We start from the raw sequence: 19281 nt of genomic DNA, 5'->3' as shown, positions 1-19281 counted from the left end.
TCGTGTTTAAAACACACTATTAAAGGTGATGCAAATTTAGCGACTATAGATGAAGTTAAAAAATTAATGGGTGGTGATGCTTCTGGAAGAGTTGCCAGATAATTTATAATATTTAATTATTGAATTGATGAATTTATATAGCTTTCGAATAAATATGAATTTCTAATTATCAATTCAATAATTAAATTTTTCTTAAAAAATAATTGATACTGTAAATTTGGTTAGAATGAGAGGAAGGCTAGCTTTAATTTAAAGCTAATAGTTAATTCCTTGTTTAATTATGAAAAAATCAATAGCTATAATTTGTGGAGGTGGTCCAGCTCCAGGAATAAATACAGTAATTAGTACTTTGGCTAAAACTTTTTTAAAAGATGGATATAACGTTTTAGGTGTTCATCATGGTTATAAAGGACTTTTTTCAGATAATCCCATTGTAAAAGTTTTTGATTTCCCTAGTGCTGATAGAATATTTAGCTTAGGCGGTTCAACGCTTACAATGAGTAGGTTTAAACCAAAAGATAGCGATTTTAGGGCTGATTTTTTTGAAAAAAATAATGTAAAATTATTGGTAACTATTGGTGGAGATGACACTGCTTCTACGGCTAGTAGACTTACAAAATTTCTTATAAACCAAGAATTAGATGTTACCCATATTCATGTTCCAAAAACTATTGATAACGATTTACCATTACCTGATCGTAATCCTACATTTGGATTTCATACAGCAAAAGATGAAGGAGTTCGTATTGGAAACACTGTATATGAAGATGCACGTACAAGTGAAAATTGGTTTGTTGTTTCGGCAATGGGACGTTCAGCAGGTCATTTAGCTTTTGGAATTGCATCTGCTTGTCATTTTCCTATGATGATTATTCCTGAAATGTTCAATAAAACGAATATTACTTTTGAAAAATTGACTAATCTGATAATTTCTTCAATAATAAAAAGTAAAATTAGAGGAATTGAATATGGCGCAGCGATGGTTAGTGAAGGAGTATTTCATTTTATGGATGAAGATGAAATAAAAAACTCAGGAATTAACTTTACCTATGATGACCACGGACATCCTGAACTTGGAAACGTAAGTAAATCGCACATATTTAACTATTTACTTCAGGTAAAACTTAAAGAGTTGGGGCTAGATATTAAATCGAGACCAGTAGAAATTGGTTATGAATTAAGATGTTGTAAACCAATTGCTTTTGATTTAACCTTATGCACCTTATTAGGAATTGGAGTAAAAAAATTATTTGATCAAGGTATTTCGGGTTGTATTGTAAGCGCAAATTCTAAAGGAGACATTACACCTTTATATTTGAAAGATTTTGAAGATGAAAATGGAAAAGTAGCACCAAGATTGGTTGACATTAATTCTGATATGGCACAACTTTTTATAGAACATCTTATTTATATTAAAGAAAACGATTACGAAGAAGCAAAAACATATGTTAACAATCCGCAGGCATATGATTTTAAAAAAATATTAAACTGGAATTAAAAATATTAAAATGGCACAATTTACAAGAATAGAAGTTGCAAGCGCAATGAAAGAAACAGGAATGATTCCTTTGTTTTTTAATAACGATATAGAATTAAGTAAAAAAGTATTAAAAGCTTGTTACAATGGAGGTGCAAGATTAATGGAATTTACTGCTCGTGGAGATTTCGCTCACGAAGTTTTTGGCGAATTAACAAAATATGCAATTGCAGAATTACCAGGTATGATAATGGGTGTAGGTTCAGTTACTGATGCTGCAGCTGCATCATTATATATGGCTTTAGGAGCTAATTTTATTGTTACTCCAGTATTAAGAGAAGATATTGCAATTGTTTGTAATAGACGTAAAGTTTTATGGTCTCCTGGATGTGGAACTTTAACTGAAATTACACGTGCCGAGGAATTGGGTTGCGAAATTGTAAAATTATTCCCTGGTGATATTTACGGACCTCAGTTTGTAAAAGGAATAAAAGGACCTCAACCTTGGACAAGTGTTATGCCAACCGGAGGAGTTTCGCCAACAAAAGAAAACTTAACAGGTTGGTTTAATGCAGGTGTAACTTGTGTAGGAATGGGATCTCAATTAATTTCAAAAGAGATTTTAGCTAATAAAGATTATGCCAAACTAGAACAAGATGTTAAAAATGCAATGGCTTTAGTAAAAGAAGTAAGAAAATAAATTATTTTCAAATTAACAAACCACCACTACAATGTATAAAAATATAGTAATCATCAGTTTCCTTTTAATGTTTATCTCTTGTAATGAGGTATCAACAAATTTAAAAAATGTAAAGAATAGTGATGAATTAAATGCAGCAATAAAGGAGGCAAAACCTGGAGATGAAATTGTTTTGGCAAACGGTGTTTGGAAAGATGTTGAAATTGAGTTTATAGGTAAAGGAACAAAAGATTTACCAATTGTTTTAAAAGCTGAAACAGAAGGTGAAGTATTTATTGAAGGTGTTTCTAATTTAAAATTTGGCGGTGAATATTTAGAAGTAAGCGGATTGTATTTTAGAAATGGATATACACCTACTAATAATGTTATTGCTTTTAGAATTGATGAAGATCAAGTTGCAAATAACTGTAGAGTTACTAATTGTGTAATTGAAGATTTTAATCAGTTAGAACGAGATAAAGACGATTTATGGGTACAGTTTTATGGAAGGTACAACCAATTAGATCATTGTTATTTGGCTGGAAAAACCAATGGAGGGCCAACTGTTAGAGTTGATTTAAAAGGTAATCAAAGTATTAAAAACTATCATCAAATTGTAAATAATCATTTTGGACCTAGACCTAGAAAAGGTGGTGCTAGAGGTGAAACTATTCAATTAGGATCTAGCTTTACATCAATGTCTCCAAGTAATACAATTATTGCAAACAACTTGTTTGAAGAGTGCAATGGTGAAGTAGAGATTATTTCGAGTAAAACTAATTTCAACGAAATTAAAAATAATGTATTTTATAAAAGTGAGGGGTCTGTTGTTACGCGTCATGGAAATTATGTAACTATTGATGGGAATTATTTTATTGGCGATGGAGAGAATAAAAATTATGGAGGTATTAGAATTATAAATACTGGACATTGGATTATTAATAATTATTTTTACAATATTATTGGAGAGAACTTCAGAAGTCCATTGGCAATAATGAATGGAATTCCAAAATCACCTTTAAATCGTTATAACCAGGTTACTGATGTCGTGGTTGCTTACAATACTTATGTAAACTGTAAATCGCCTTGGCAATTTGGAGTTGGAACTAATATTGCGCAAAAGGATGTGTTGCCTTTATCAGAAATTCGTTCAGCAAGACCATTAAGAACTGTTGTAGCGAATAATATTATTTATAACGAAGTTGGTGATGAAAGCCCAATTATTGAGCACGACAAGGCTGATGGTGTTAAATTCGAAAGTAATGTTATAAACAATCAAGGAGTTGCATTTAACGATACAGAAAGAATTACCCCAATTAGTTTTGAGTTAAACAGTATTAACGATTATCTTTTTGTACCTAAAGGAATTTCAGAAGATATTAAGCCATATAATGGATTTGGTTTCGAAACTATTACTTTTGATTTATTTGGAAGTTCTAGAACTAACAATAATAATATTGGAGCAATGTTATATGGTGCTTCACAAGATCCATTAATTTTAGATAAGAAAAAATATGGAGCAACTTGGTTTTCTAATGAGTTTGAAGTTAATGAAGCAAATGTTATTGAAGTTTCTAATGAAAACGAACTAATTGAAAGAATTTCTGAAGCTAAAAAAGGTGATATTGTTTCTTTAAAAGGAGGGAAGTATATTATTTCAGAATCGTTGGTTATTAATAAAAATATTACGATTCAAGCTACAGATTCAGAAAAAGTTGAAATTACATTTACAGGATCAGAAAATACACCAGCCTTTGAATTAAATCCTTATGGAATTTTAACATTGAAGAACATTGTTCTTTCAGGAACAGGAACACAACAAGCATTTGCAAGTTTAAAAGAAAATATGTCTAATCATTTTGGTTTATTTGTTTCGGGGTGTGAAATCAATAATTTCAATTATGTGTTAAAAGCATACAAGCAAACTTTTGCAGAAGAAATTGTATTTGAAAATACGGCAATTTCTAATTGTGAAAATGGTATTGAACTTTCAGAAGAAACTAACGACAAAGGAGACTATAATGCAGAGTATTTAACTATCAATAATTGTACGTTTAACAATGTTAAATTAAATGTTATTGATTATTATAGAGGTGGTTATGACGAATCTACCATTGGCGGAAATCTAATGGTAAACAACAGTACATTTACTAATTGCGGAGCTAAAGAAGCCAATGGAATTTTATTAAACACTAGAGGTATTGTAAATGTAAATATTGCAGATAATACTTTTAAAAATAACAAAGTAAAATTAGTAGCTTTATTGTGGGGAGCAAAAAACAATAGCCATTCAGATAATACAATTCAAAATTCTGGTAAAATTATAGTAGAAGAAAATTTAAAAATGAAATTAATGTATTAATTCATAGAATTAATGTTCTTTTAACCAATAAAAAACAAATAGAAATCAATTATGAAAATTAAAATATTATCATTTTGTAGCTATTTGTTTTTTTGTTTTTCAGCTGCAAATGCACAGCAAATACCTACTCATAAAGTTGTTTCAACTAATGAATTGTTTTCATATTTAAAAGAAGATATACGTAAGGAGTTAAAAAACAATTCTATTGAAAATTTAGCTTCATATTTTAGAGAAAAATATTCAGAAAGATATTTTTACGATTGGAAGAATTTTGAAGAGCGATTCGAAAATTATAACAAATGGTATAACGAACAGCAACAATATCATACAGAAAGAGCTAAAGATCATTTAACAAAATTTTCCGACTCTACACATTGGAAACTTCCTTTTAACTACTTGAATAACGAACCTGTAAATGCTTATGCGCTGCGTCATTTAGCGCGTCAGCATAAAATGGTTGATATAGCCTATTACTATTATTACTCGGGTAAAGATTCAACATATATTAAGTACTTTAAAAATCAATTAAAGTCTTTAAATGATGCTTTAAGCAAAGATAAGTATGAGAAAATAAAAGATGGAAATGGGGTTTATGAAGCATTTAGATCTGGTTATAGAGTGCTTAATTGGCTGCAAATACATAATATGTTTTTATCACAAGAAAGCTATTCTAATGAAGATCAGTTAAAAACAATTGCAACATTATTACAACATGGAGCTCATTTATATTTAAATAATCAAAAATTTCACGCAGGAAATCATCAAACAAGAGGATTGTCGGCCTTAGCAATGATTTCAATATTATTGCGTGATTTTAATGAAACGGAAGTTTGGTATGAGCACTCGATGAATTTATTGGCTGAACATTTACAGAAGGAAATCAATGAAGACGGATTTCAGTTCGAGCGCTCTGTGCATTATCATATGAGCGATATAGGTAATTTTTATTACGTATATGCACTAGCCAAAAAAAGTAATTTACATGTTAAACCAGTTTGGGAACAAAAATTAAAATCTCTTTTTACAACCTTAACTAAAATAGCTTATCCAAATAAATTTGCACCTGTTTTGCAGGATGATACTGATATTCCTTGGGCTGAAAGAAATGATATTTCCGAAGCTTTAACATTGGGCTATTTGCTTTTTGAAGACCCTGAGTTGGGTTATTTTTCAAATGAGGTTGTAGACCCTAAAATGTTTTGGTACGTTAATGAATTTCAATTACAGAGGCTTCAAAATATAGATAAAAAACAGCCAAGATTTAAATCGTTAAATTTTCCTCAAACTCATTATTATGTTATGCGGCAAGGTTGGGAGAAAAACGATAAAATGATGATAATTTCTGCTGGAGTAGATAAGTATAAACCAGATCATCAGCACGGCGATATTTTAGGGTTACAAGCAATGGCAAACGAACAAGTTATTTTGCCAAATTACCAAGTTAGATATTCATTAAAAGATTTAGAATTGTTTAAAAATTCAATGGTAAAAAATGTTGCGCTTGTTGATAATGAATTACAAGGAAAGCACTATGCCTCAAATAAAGGAGGTAGTGGATTTGGGAAATTTAGAGCACTTCCCAAACCAGAGACTGTTGCTTGGAAAACTTCAGATAAATTAGATTTATTTGTTGGTCATCATAATGGATTTGAGAATGTGGGAGTTGATTATTCTCGTCAGGTTATATATGTGAAAGATGATTTCTGGATTGTAAAAGATAATTTTTCTTCAGGAGAAAACCATAATTATAAACAGGTTTGGCAAGGACATTATTCTTTAGAGCATCAACCAAATTTATTGCGTTCAACATTTGAAAATGGTTCAGGTTTAGACATATACCAATTAAATTTCATAGATGCAATAAAAGTGGATGGGGCAAGAGGTAAAGAATGGGTAATTGTAGAAAAGAAGAATCAACAAGATTTTAGCTTTTTAACCATTTTATACCCTTTTACAACTTACGACAAACGAATTGATGAGGAAGAATTAAATCCTACATTTTTAAATTGGAAACAAATTAAAGGAGTAAAGGAATTTAAAGGAGAAAATTTGGTGGTTTTAAATAAAGTAGATCAATATTTTGCGTTTTCGGTTTCAGAATTAAATATTAACAATTATATAGAAAAGTTTAAGATACCTGTAGATTTATATGTCGAAAAAAATGGGAAACAACTAAAAGTTCAATTGTTAAGTGATAAATCTGTTGAAATTAGAGGCGAAATTATACAGCCAGGAGAGTTTATAAACATAAATTTATAATAAAAAAAACACCTTGATTTTCAAGGTGTTTTTAACTAATTCAAATCACAAAGTATTAATTTGTTTCTTCATCAATTAAGGCAAAACAATATATTTATAACCATCGCCTTCTGAAAAATATAGTTTCTTATGGTTTTTATTTAGCCAATTTGTCCATTCTTTTGCTGTTTCAAATGATTCATTTGTATACCGAGTAAGTATGCGTTTGGCCATTTCAGATTGCTTATTATTGGTTAACATTTTTACTGCTTTTTCAAGTAGTTTAATATCGTTATTTGGAATTCCAAGTGATTTAGCATCTTCATCTACGTCATATTTATACCAGCCTTCTTTTAAAGGGTAGAAATAATCCATATTTTCTTTATAATAATTTTCATAAGCTGCCCAATTTTCACCAAATTTATCTTTCAATTCTTGAGATTCATGTCTAATAGTCCAAGCTCTTGTTTCATTTCTTTCTGGCATTTGCAAAGACATTTCTTCAAATTTTGTCAGTTCTTTACCGGCATCTTTCTTTGCTTGAATTTTTTTCTTTTCTTCATTGAATTTTTTATCAGATTCAGCAATGTAAGCCAACCAACGAGAAGATCCTTCATCAGATAAGGTCCATTGTTGCTCTCTTAAATATTTTTTTAATTGAATACCTTTAATTTTACGGGTAATTTGTTTAGCACCTTTAAAAGGTGCTATATAATGAATGGCATTAATAAATGCTAGCTTAGCACTTTCTGTTAAATATTCTGGTGCTGCAGCAAAACCCCAATGTAAAAAATTGGCATGTCTACCAATAGCGGTAGCCTCAATACCTTTATCGCAAGTTCCACTAGAGATCCATTCAGCATCAATTCCATTATCAAAATTATAACCTGTTGAAACTAAACCAACAGGAAATCCTTTTCCATCTCTATAACCTTCAGTTTGTATGCGCCACATTGGTTGCGATACTCCTAAATTACGACCGCCATAACGTACTTTATAGTTTCCAGTATATTTTACATCTTCATAAGAAATATCAATTTTATAAGGTTCATTAAATATTGGATGCTTTAATTTCATTCCATGTGCATGTGCATCTAGACATAAGCATAAATGGTCAATTTTTAATTCACGACCTTGACCAATAAAAGCTGATGGTTCACCAATCATAATAGTTGCATCACTAAAGTTTTCTGTTAAGAATTTTCTTGTTTCATAACCGGTTATTTGCCCTGTAGAATCTTTAACATAACCACCTTCATAAGGCGTTAAATATGCATCAATAATTGTAACATCATAATCGGTAGACATTTCTTCTTTAAAATCATCATTAAAAACTACATCTACTTTATTGAAATATTGATTTAAGAATTGCTTAAAATCTGGTGTTCTTGTATTTCTTAACTCTTTAGCTCTGTCTAAATTACTAGATATTCTAGATATTTCTTTTTCAGACAATGGTTTATCTGGATTGTTACCAACGTACAATATTTTAAGGTTGGATTTTTCTGTTTGACCATAAATGGTTGAAACAAATATGAACAATAAGCAAAGAGTTGTTATACTTTTAATAAGTTTTTTCATTTAATATGGTTTATAAAGTTAATTCTATTTCTTTCTTTTTTGGAGGAAAACAAATTCTGGCATCACAACATTGGTAGTATATCCAACATTTAATTTTTGTGCCCTTTACAACCTCTTTTCCAACTTTTATTTTATGTTTAAAGGTATTCTCATTTTTATATATTAAAAGATGGGATTTACCAGGATAGGTTTGTGGAGCTGATTTTTCCCAATTTCCTACTAACTCAACTCCTTTTATTAAATCTATTCCTATTTCGGAGTTTATATATGCTTCACCAGAAGGAACATAGGCATATATATGGTAACCATTCATTATATTGGTTTTAATTAAAACAGTTTTTTCACCGGCCAATTTACCATCTAATATTGTGGCTCCAACACTTACAGGATTCATATGATTTGGTGCTTCTAACCTTATATTGCTATCTTGTGCGTTTATGAGATAAACAGAGGTTAAAAAAGCAATTATTGTAACCATATTTTTTTTCATATTCTATCTATTTTACAATTAGTTTCCAAATAACGCTTCTAATTTACTATCCAATTCTTCCTTTCTCGGATCTCTAAGAATTATTTTTAAAGTTTTTGATTCTATTAAAAATGTTGTTGGTAGGTGAGGAACACTATATTTTTTTGCAATTTCACCATATTGATGATTTTCAGCAATGTCGAATACGTGTATCCAAGGAGTATTATCTTCTTTAATGGCTTTTAGCAATTTATCTTTAGGATCTGCTGTGCCAACTCCAACTATTTCAAAATCTCCATTTTTCGCATATTTTTTTCGTAACTCTTTTAAATGTGGAAATGAAGCCCTGCATGGTACGCACCAACTCGCCCAAAAATCGACTAAAATATATTTAGCTTTTACTTTAGATAAAGTAATGTTAGTTGTGGTTGTTGTAGGCAAGGTAAAATCAGGAGCAATTGTACCAACTTGAAGATTTTCAAAGGCATTTTTATAAACACTTGTCATGTGCTCTTTGTAAAAAAACGTTTTAATTGCATCTCCAGTAAATAGATGGTAATATTCTTTTAATTCATCTCTGTTCATACTTCCTTCAATAAAAGTGTATCCTAAAACATGGATTGCAACTGGTGAACTTGGATTAGCTTTGATAAAGTCAAATTTGATATTCTTTACTGATTGTGCTTGTTCCTCTATTAAAGGTGTTAGATTATTTAAATTGGCTAAAGTTTTATCTAATAGTTTTTTATCACCTAGTTTTTTGGCTTTTCCTATTTGGGCACTAACTTTTTTTATGGTATCATATTTTTTCTGTTTATATACTTCTGAAATTTTTGCTTGTATTTCATTATAAGTATCCGTCATTTTTGAACCATTGATAATAGGTGTGAAGGAGTCATCATTCAGGGCTATACTAATTTCACTGTTCTCCAAGAAAAAACTACCCTTATATTTTGAATCTACCGAAATATTAACATAATCAACTTGGTTAACTTTACCTTTAAATTCAAATTGGTTATTTTTTATAAGCGTGCTATCAATAACTTTTCCAGTTAACATTCCAGGCAAATTTTCAATAAGTTTAATTTCTGTATTGTCTGGGTAATTCGCGGTACCAGATATGTAATAGCCATCGTGTTTAACGTCTTCTTTACAGCTAGTTGAAATAATTAGGACAATTAAACTTAATATTTGTAATAATTTAAGATTAAATTGAATTTTCATTTAGAATAAACTTTTAATTATATGTTTAATTTTTAAATATTTCGAGTAAATCTTTATCCATATCTTCATCGGTTCCGCCTCCGCCACCATATCTGCCAATTATTACACCATCTGGTCCAACCAATATTTTTGTAGGTAAAGAACTTATATTATACTTGTTACTGATGTCGGTAGATTTATCATTAAAATCTGGTTTTCCATCAATAGTTTTAGTACCTCTAAGTATTTGGTACCAAATACCAATTTGATCTTTTTCTACTGCCTTACGCCATTTATCTTTGGCGCGATCATCATCAGATACACCTATTATTTCTAACCCTTTTGGGTTGTATTTTTTAAATAAACTAATTAAATGTGGGTTGCCTTTTCTACAAGGTACACACCAAGATGCCCAAAAATCTATTAAAAGGTATTTTCCCTTAAAGTCTTCCAGTTTTATTGGATTTCCATTAATATCTATAGTATCAAAATTACCTGCAAGGGCACCAGGTACTCCTTTTTGCATATTTCCAATTTCATTCACCAATCTAGTACCAAAATCTGTTTTTAAGAATTCAGGATTAAATTGATCTAACAAAGCTTTTGCTTCATTATATTTCATATTTCCTAATTGATATAATAAAGAGTGAACACTAATAAACGATTTTGGATTTTCTTTAATAAATTTTAAAGTTGCTTCGCTTTGTTTAGCCCACATTGGAGCTAATTTTTCTCTAGCTTCATTGTCCTCATATTTTATAGCTTCCAATTCTTCAGCTGAAGCTCCAGAAGAGCTTCTTTCTCTATACTTTTGAATAATGCTTTCAAAATATTCTTGCTCTTCTTTGTAATTTGAAGCTATGTCATTTCGAATTTCGTCAAGTCTATATCTATCATTTTGAGTTTTGGAACCTTCTAGTTTCGATTTTGAAAAGTCTTCATAGTTAAGGTTTAAAGTCATAATAGAAGGTTCAACAAACAGGGATAAATTGTTTTCTTCTGTTATTCCTCTTTTAGAAACATCTTTTAATAATGAAATTTGATTGACAATATCTTTTAGTTCTTTTTCTATTTGAAACTTCCCGTTTTTAATTTTAATAGTATCTACCGGATTTGGATAATTAGATAAGTAGAATTCTCCATTATCTAACCCAATTACCGTTCCATTTATACGATATTTTCCTGGTTCTAATGGTTTCTCATTACAACTAACTACAAAAAGTACTATTGCTATTAATTTAAAAAAGTAGGAAGTTTTCATAATAAAATTTTGTTTATTTTTTAATGTCCAAATAATTCTTTAAGCTTAGCATCCAATTCTTCTTTTGTAGGATTACGTAAAACAATTTTTTGATTACTATCCATTAAAAAGGTTGTTGGTAAATGTGGCACTCCGTATTTTTTTGCTACTGGACCATATGCACGTTTTTCACTGGCATCGAACACATGAATCCAAGGTGTTTTATCTTCCTCAATAGCTTTACGCCATTTATCTTCTTCGTCGGCCGTTCCAATTCCTACAATTACAAAACCATCTTTTTTGTATTGTTTTCTTAAATCTTTTAAGTGAGGAAAAGATGCTCTGCAAGGTATACACCAAGAAGCCCAAAAGTCAACTAGTTTGTATGTTGCTTTTACTTTAGATAAAGTAAAATTTTCACCATTAACAGTTGTTAAAGTAAAATCGGGAGCAGTATTACCAACACCTAAATTTTCAAAATTATCTTTGTAAACTTTGGTCATATAATATTTGTAGAATCCCGTTTTTACAGCTTCACCTTTAAATAAATGATAAAATTCCTTTAATTGTTCCTTAGTCATTCTACCTTCAGTATATTGATACCCTAAAACATGAACAGCGACTGGAGAACTTGGATTTGCTTTTACAAAATCATATTTAATTTGTTTATAAGCATCACTTCTTTCTTCAATTAAAGGAGCTAACTCTTTTTGTTTAGCTACTGCAATATCCAAATCTTTTTGCTCTTTCGTTTTTTTTGCTGTGGCAAATAAGTCTTTAAGTTCATCAATTGGTTTGTATTTTTCTTTATCAAAAATTGCTGATGATTTTTTTTCAATTTCGGCATAAATATCATGGCTTTTAGAGCCTGTAACTACTGGAGTAAAATATGAATTTCTTTCACTAAGGTCGGTTACATCAATGGCAATGTTTATTGGGCTATTTTCAAGCATAAATCTACCGCGAAATTTAGAGTCGATTTCAACACTTACCATATCAACATTATCAACTTTTCCCTTGAAACTAAATTTTCCATTAATTATTTGAACGCTGTCAATAATCTTAATATTTTTTATATCTCTTGCGCCAGTATTTGTAAGTTTTATATAAACATTATCAATACCTTTTACGGTTCCAGAAATAACATAACCATCATATTTTTCTTCTTTTACCGATTCTTTACACGATGTTAAGAATGAGAGAAGGGTTAATACAACTAATACAGATTTAAATTTCATAATATTTTTTATTTGTTTAATAATTCTTCTAAAAGTTTAAAAGCGTCTTCGCCACCACCTAAATATTTTTTTACAATATTTCCTCTTGGATCAATAATAAATTTGGTAGGAAATCCTTGTACATTAAAACGGTTAACAAAATTATCTGAAGTATTAGCTTTATCACTCATTAACTGCCTCCACGTATAATCATGTTTTTTAACGAACTCGTCAATTTTTTCTTTACTATCTCCAGAATTGATTCCTAAAACAACCAGTTTTTCTTTATGTTTTTCTTGAAATTCTTTTACTTGTGGCATTTCAGCAACACAAGGTCCACACCAAATACCCCAAAAATCGATTAAAACATATTTTCCCCTCAATGAATTTATATCAAATTCTTTACCGTCTAAAGTAGCCGTAGTTTTTATAGATGGTACAGGGAAACCTTCTTTTGTTGATTTTGTTCCTTCTATTCTGGAAGCAACATTTTTATAATCTTCATATTCCGATAAATCTTTTGAAAGATTAGTAAATAATTCTTCGGCTTTATCATCATCAATTTGGCGTCTAAGCAACATATCATTTAAGTACCAAGCGCCGCCTAATGAATTTGGATTTGCTTTTATATGTGCAATTAAATCTTCGGTATTTTTCTTGAAAATCTCCTCGGATATTACATCATTTTCTTTCATTTTTATGGAATCTGTTTCATATGTATTTTGAACAGCTAAATTTCCCATTTTATTATAGTTTGGAAAAGTTAATTTATTTGCTGCCGCCAAACTATTATTAAATTGGTCACCACTAGGGTAAGCGTTCATAAAATCTGTTGCTTCACCTTGTATTGTAATTTTTGCTCCGGGAAAGGCATAAAACATTAAATAACCACACTTTACAGGAAACATTCCTCTTCCACCCTTAGGAATCTTAAATAATTTGTTATCGGGTCCAGTAAAACTTGGATACGCCCTTATTAATGTAAGTTTAGAAATAGTATCTGAAAAATGAATTTTTCCATTTATAAATTTAAGAGTATCAGGAGGTGTTTCTCTTGTGTATTCTTTATCAGGATGTCTAAAATACAAGTCACCTGTTAGCCCTTTTATTTCACCATCAACAGTAAATTGGTTTGGGTGTTTATTCTCTTTTTTTTCAGAATTGCAAGAAGCAACAAAAACCATTGTAAAGGTTGCTAATAAAATTGTGCTAAAGAATCTGTTCATTTTTTTAAGATTTATTGACTTAATTGGTATATAATAAAGTGTATATAATTGGCTGTATCCCTTCCTAAAGAAATGTTAAAAAGAATTCATTTTAATTGCACTTATATATCAAGTTCATTAAATAATTCTATCAATTTTTCATCACTAGGTCTTGGAGCATTCGCTTGCACAATATTTCCGTTTGGATCTATTAAGATGAATTGAGGAATTCCCATTATTTTGTAATCATTTACAAAAGAGGTATTAAAGTCATTATCTGTTATTAATTGAATACCTCCCAATTCTTTGTCGGCAATCATTTGTTTCCATTTGTCTTTATCTTTCTGTTTATCTGTAGAAATACTTACAAAATGAATGTTTTTACCATGATATTGTTTTTCAATTTTTTGAAGAAAAGGAATTTCATATTTACAAGGTCCACACCAAGTTGCCCAAACATCTATGTATACGTATTTACCTTTTAAATCGTCTAAAGAAGTTGTTCCACCAGCATAGTTTTCATAGTTTGTAAATTTAGGGGAAGGTTGACCTGCATCTAAAACTTTTAAAGATTCAAATATTTCTTTTACGTTAGCAATATGTTTTTGGTTTGTAGAAGCATTTAAAAAGTTTTTTAGGTCTTTATCTTTATCGGAAGACATAGATAACATCATAGAAATACCTTTATATAATTCACCATTTCTTATGGTTTCATTTTCAATTTCAGAAATAGCCTTTGCGTTTGCTTCTTTATAAGGTAATGAATCGTTTTGATAAAAACTGTAGGCTTTTTCTCGTATTTTATTAGCTACCATTTGTTGGTAGTCTGAAGAATATAAGTAGTCTTCTCCATTATCTAAAGAGATTTCCTCTAATTCTTTTTTAAAGGCATCTGAAGCTTTAAATTCTCTATTTTCAGTTAAATAACCATACATTCTTTCATAATTTCCTTTTTTACCTAATCTGCTATAGTTAATAGCACGTAATTCTTTTGCTTTAATGCCTTCAGGAATATTTTTAACAGCTTCTAATTTGCTCTCCAGGTCTTTTTGAAAATCCATTACTTTAGTTTCAAAAGCACTTTCTTCAACTTTATAACTTCCTTCTCGGTCCATCATAAAATCAAAATCTTTACCCATTTTATAGGCGTAATAATTGTTTAAATCGGCATTGTCTCCTGCAAGTTTTAAGGTGCTAGAAGGTTTTTTAGCATCCACTTCAAATTGAATATTCGCGCCTTGAGATAAATAAGATGTAAATCTAACTTGCTCAAAACGAATGTTGTAAATGTCGTTTTCTTCAATGTAAAGGGTGTCTGAAAGTGTTCCAGTGTCTGTTACGTTAATGGTTTTTGAAAAACCATTTAATGAACTAATTTTTAATTCACCTCCATTGGTATTACTTATGTTACCAGAAAATAAAACATAGTTTACAGGAGTTTCTTTTTTACAAGACCAAAGTACTACAAGTGCTAAAATTAGTGTGGTATATTTTCTCATTTTTTAATGTGTTATATGTATTGTTTAATTAATTTTTCGAGATTTCCTGAAGAGGGTAGTGGAGCAAACACATCCACTATATTAAAGTTTTTATCAATTACGAAGAATCTAGGAATTCCGGCAACTTTATAATTGGTAAGTTGACTTCTATTTATTTGTAGTTGGTCACCAACAATTTTATTTTTTTCGAAATACTTTTTCCAAACTTTTTCTGTATCAATAGAAAGTGAAATTAATGCTATATTTTCGTTACCATGATATTTGTTTTCAAGAGCTTCAAAGAATGGTTTTTCTTGCATACAAGGTCCGCACCAAGTTGCCCATAAGTCTAAAACAATTACTTTACCTTTATAATCGCTTAGTTTAATGGTACTCCCATCTAGTTTTGTAAAAGTTAAATCTGAAGCAGGGTTTCCTTTTGTAATGGTTTCGTATGCTTTTTGAACATCTTGCAATACAGCAGCATAATTTTGATCTGTTACTTTTTCAGCACCTTCTTTTAATTTTTCTGCTAATTGATTTGAATAGCCATTATATTTTAATTCATTTAATAATTCATTAGTTATGGTATACTCTTTTAAAGTTGTACTTAATTCTGGAAGCTCAAGTTTTTTTCTAAAATCTTCATTTTTTAATTGGTATAATATATTTTGAAAAACCTCTAATTGAAGGTAGTTAGTATTATTAAAATCGTTTAAAAATGGTTTTTTAAAAGGAGTAAGATAATTATTTGCTTCTTGAACCTGTAAATTCATCTCTTCTTGAGTTATTTCTCCCTTTCTTAATTTACCATAATATAAATAGTAAATACTACTTAATGAGTTAACATAATCAAGTTTAGATCTAACCTTTTCCAAATGTTTAAAATCCTCAGAAACATTGGTTAAACTGCTAAGTTCATTCATTCGGTTATCAAAAGATTTTTTAAATGCTTCAGGAACCTCTTTATAAGTTACTATTTTTGAAGAAATTTCACTGTCTCCCCAAAACGATCCGCCTTTAGGGTAAGGTACATTTGTTAAGTAGTTATTTGCTTCTTCTCCTATTCCTTTAAAAGATGCAAATGAACGATCTCTTGTATCTAAATTGGCTATTAAGCTATCGCCAGGAGATAGGTATAAAAAAGTTCTGCCTATTTGAAAATAAGTGGGTTTTTCTAATTCAAATTTATATTTGAAATTTGTTTTTCCGTTTAATGTAATGCTATGAATTTTCTCTTTAAATAACATCGACTCGGAAGATACGTCATTCATATACAAAGTATCTTGGTCGTAGTTAGCAATAGTTCCGTTTAATACTACGGTTTTATTAATTTTAAAAGGTGTTTCCTTACAACTGAAGATTAAACTTGAAATTAAGATTAAAAAAATGCACTTTTTCATTTATTATTATTTTGATTGTTTAATTTATAGTGTATTATAATGGTTATAACCATTCCTGCAAATTTGTTAAAATTGGATAGCTCGAATTTGACTGTTATTGGTAATAGTACCTGAAATTATGGCGTAATTTATTTTAGATTCTTGTTTAAATGAAGTACTAGTAAACATAATGATAACTAAAATTAAGATTTTTTGAAACCATAATTTACAATCTGTTTTAATTTTTAAAGACATAAACATTTTATAACTTTATGAAGTTAGCTAAATTGAAATTCGTAGAATAACGTTATACTTTAAATAATAATTTATAAAGTCTATTTTACTAGACTTTATAACACTTTTAATTAAATGAAGAAGGCTTAGCTTCTAACCCTTTAATGTTTTCAATTGTTATTTGAACATCCCAATTACCCGATTCGAAAATTTCTATTTCAATAAATTCTCTTCCGTAAGTTGCTCTTAATTTTAATGGAAAGGTAGCATTTGTCAATTCAACAAAATCACTTTGAGTTCTTAATTCTTGATATAAACCGTGATGTACAACAACATTTATTAGCGGATTACGAACTAATGTATTATCCTCTCTTACATATAGTCGCACTCTTTTATTTTCACCATCAGCTTTTGTAAATCTTAACCCTGTAACATTTGGAGAGTTATTTAGTTTTTTAAATGGATTTTCGTACATTCCTGCATATATGTCGTTTTTCCAAAACCCAGTAACAATACTATCTTTTAGTGTTGCTGTTTTGTAAATCATTTTACCTTGACCAATTTTCTTTCCTTTTTTAAAACTTCCTTCAAATGAATTACCATTTTTCCAAGTGTAAATTCCTTCTCCATCAGGATACCCTTTTTTAAAATTACCAGTATAGGTGTCTATGCCCTTTGCAGTGCCTTTACCATTAGCTTTTCCTTTTTTACAATCACCCGTGTAATTTTCATTTAATTCTTTAATTAAAACCTTACAATTTTGAGATTGTAAATTAGTAACTAGCGTAAATAAGGTAAAAAATACGAGAATTTTTTTCATTTTTTTTCATTTTAAGGTATAGCAATTTAGATCTTAGAAAAGATATGATTTAAATTATTTATATCCAATAAATCAACTTTTAAGTATCTATAAAAAGATTGTTTTCATAATGTCAAATTTTATCAATTAATTATAAAAGATAAAACTTGTATCTATAAAAAAAAACCTATTAGGTATTAACCTAATAGGTTTAATTAAATTATTCGTAGCTAGGGTTTTGAATTTCTATGTTAAAACCAGCATCAAGAGTAAGTTTAGAAAATGGTAAAATGAATTTATCAGAATTTGTAGCCGTTGCTTTGTGGTCAGATACTTGGAAACCTGTTCCAAAACCATCTACCCAATCATAACGTACCATATCAAACCATTCTTCACCTGTTTCTGCTAATAATTCAACTGTTTTCTCAATTCTTACAGCTTCTAAAAACTGATCTAAAGTTATTGAATCTGGGTAAATTTCAAATCCATCTCCTCCAGTATCAGTTGCACCAGCTCTTAATCTAATTGCATTTAAAGCATCTAAAGCATCGGTTGTAACACTATTAGAATTACGAGCTTCAGCTTCAGCATAAATTAAATAAACTTCAGCCATACGAGCATAATATACAAGAGAGTCGTCTTCACCATCAGCGAAGAAACTTGGTACTTTTAGTGTAGTTAGGCCATAAAAACCACCTCCAGTAGTACTATTAATTCTATCTAAATCGTAATTTATAGTTTGAGAACCAACAGTCATTGATCCAGCAGATAAATTACCAGTATAGGCACCATTTATTGTGTAAGCGAAATACCAAACTGTATTTGGTAATGGTGCTTGTAATGTTCCTCTTAATCCAAATAAAATTTCAGGATTATTAAATATTGCTTGTGAGGTATTATCAAAAATCTCATTATATGTTGGTGATAAACCATATGTTCCTCCAGCCCCATCTATTAAAGCTTTGGCTGTGCTAGCAGCCATTCCATAGTCACCAGCATATAAATAAGCTTTTGCTTTTATTGCTCTTGCACCAATTTTATTCATATAACCGCTATTCATATTTAAATCTGGAGCATTTGCAATAGCAAAGTCAAGATCACTATGAATTTGTGCATACGTTTCGGCAACTGTATTTCTTGGTAAAGCACTACCATCTCTAATAGGTTCTAATCTTAATGCAATTCCGTAATTAGAAGAAGTATCATACCATTGACCATAGTAACGTAATAAGTAAAAATGAGATAATGCTCTAATTCCATAAGCTTCTCCTAACATTTCAGCCTTACGTTGTGGGGTTGAAAAACTCCCTTCACTTAATTCACCAACTTTTTCAATAATCCAATTGGCATCATTAATTGCTCTATAAAGACCAGCCATTCCAGAAAATGTTAGGTTATCACCAGCTTCCTCCATGTTCAATGGTTCATTTACCATCCAAGAAGAAATTTCATCTTTATAATAAGCGCCGGCAACTCCTGCTAAACCGCTTAATGCACTTGGTATACCTAACATAAAAGTTGGTTCTTCTTTTAAACTAGAGTAGGCTCCAGCTAATGCTAAATCTGCTGATCCTTCATTACTAATGGCAGCTTCTGCTTCTAATTGGTATTGTAATTCAATTTCATCAATTGGGGTAGTTAATTCACACGAAGTGAAACATACCAATACTACACCTAAAATGCTTATATATTTTATAATATTTTTCATGTTTTAATT

At 29.8% G+C, this 19281-nt stretch carries 14 protein-coding genes; 4 read left to right on the top strand and 10 right to left on the bottom strand.

Features of this window, described 5'->3' with window-relative positions:
- Positions 1-280: 280 nt before the first annotated feature.
- Genes Q0776_RS09565 through Q0776_RS09550 form a run of 4 tightly spaced genes read left to right on the top strand, consistent with a single transcriptional unit; the run spans position 281 to position 6777 of the window.
- Entirely contained in the window at positions 281-1498 is a 1218-nt protein-coding gene (locus tag Q0776_RS09565) for a 6-phosphofructokinase (RefSeq protein ID WP_298367480.1), read from the top strand.
- 10 nt (positions 1499-1508) lie between these two features.
- A complete protein-coding gene (locus Q0776_RS09560; RefSeq protein WP_298367478.1) occupies positions 1509-2177 on the top strand; it encodes a bifunctional 4-hydroxy-2-oxoglutarate aldolase/2-dehydro-3-deoxy-phosphogluconate aldolase in 669 nt (222 codons plus the stop codon).
- A gap of 31 nt (positions 2178-2208) precedes the next feature.
- The gene (locus tag Q0776_RS09555) at positions 2209-4518 is read left to right on the top strand and encodes a chondroitinase-B domain-containing protein (RefSeq protein WP_298367475.1); all 2310 of its coding nucleotides are present in this window, start codon (positions 2209-2211) and stop codon (positions 4516-4518) included.
- 51 nt (positions 4519-4569) lie between these two features.
- A complete protein-coding gene (locus Q0776_RS09550; RefSeq protein ID WP_298367472.1) occupies positions 4570-6777 on the top strand; it encodes a heparinase II/III family protein in 2208 nt (735 codons plus the stop codon).
- A gap of 75 nt (positions 6778-6852) precedes the next feature.
- Here Q0776_RS09550 and Q0776_RS09545 read toward each other — a convergent pair whose 3' ends face one another.
- The 10 genes from Q0776_RS09545 to Q0776_RS09500 all read right to left on the bottom strand — a co-directional run bounded on the left by Q0776_RS09545 (position 6853) and on the right by Q0776_RS09500 (position 19272).
- Positions 6853-8337, bottom strand: a complete 1485-nt coding sequence (locus Q0776_RS09545; RefSeq protein WP_298367470.1) for a hypothetical protein — start codon at positions 8335-8337, stop codon at positions 6853-6855.
- 10 nt (positions 8338-8347) lie between these two features.
- Positions 8348-8827, bottom strand: a complete 480-nt coding sequence (locus Q0776_RS09540) for a protein-disulfide reductase DsbD domain-containing protein (RefSeq protein ID WP_298367469.1) — start codon at positions 8825-8827, stop codon at positions 8348-8350.
- A gap of 18 nt (positions 8828-8845) precedes the next feature.
- A complete protein-coding gene (locus Q0776_RS09535; RefSeq protein ID WP_298367467.1) occupies positions 8846-10030 on the bottom strand; it encodes a TlpA disulfide reductase family protein in 1185 nt (394 codons plus the stop codon).
- 25 nt (positions 10031-10055) lie between these two features.
- Entirely contained in the window at positions 10056-11270 is a 1215-nt protein-coding gene (locus Q0776_RS09530) for a TlpA disulfide reductase family protein (protein WP_298367465.1), read from the bottom strand.
- 20 nt (positions 11271-11290) lie between these two features.
- A complete protein-coding gene (locus tag Q0776_RS09525) occupies positions 11291-12487 on the bottom strand; it encodes a TlpA disulfide reductase family protein (protein ID WP_298367464.1) in 1197 nt (398 codons plus the stop codon).
- Between the two features lie 8 nt (positions 12488-12495).
- Entirely contained in the window at positions 12496-13692 is a 1197-nt protein-coding gene (locus tag Q0776_RS09520; protein WP_298367462.1) for a TlpA disulfide reductase family protein, read from the bottom strand.
- 101 nt (positions 13693-13793) lie between these two features.
- Positions 13794-15170, bottom strand: a complete 1377-nt coding sequence (locus tag Q0776_RS09515; protein WP_298367461.1) for a TlpA disulfide reductase family protein — start codon at positions 15168-15170, stop codon at positions 13794-13796.
- 11 nt (positions 15171-15181) lie between these two features.
- A complete protein-coding gene (locus Q0776_RS09510) occupies positions 15182-16552 on the bottom strand; it encodes a TlpA disulfide reductase family protein (RefSeq protein ID WP_298367460.1) in 1371 nt (456 codons plus the stop codon).
- Between the two features lie 340 nt (positions 16553-16892).
- Positions 16893-17585 (bottom strand): hypothetical protein, encoded by a 693-nt coding sequence (locus Q0776_RS09505; protein WP_298367459.1) that lies wholly within the window; start codon positions 17583-17585, stop codon positions 16893-16895.
- 199 nt (positions 17586-17784) lie between these two features.
- On the bottom strand, positions 17785-19272 hold the full coding sequence (locus Q0776_RS09500; protein WP_298367456.1) for a RagB/SusD family nutrient uptake outer membrane protein: 1488 nt from the start codon (positions 19270-19272) through the stop codon (positions 17785-17787).
- Positions 19273-19281: the final 9 nt, after the last annotated feature.

The sequence above is a fragment of the uncultured Lutibacter sp. genome (genome assembly GCF_947495725.1).
In the GTDB taxonomy this organism is placed as follows: domain Bacteria; phylum Bacteroidota; class Bacteroidia; order Flavobacteriales; family Flavobacteriaceae; genus Lutibacter.
The sequence above is the reverse complement of the archived record's forward strand: the minus strand, read 5'-3'. Positions and strand labels throughout refer to the sequence as shown.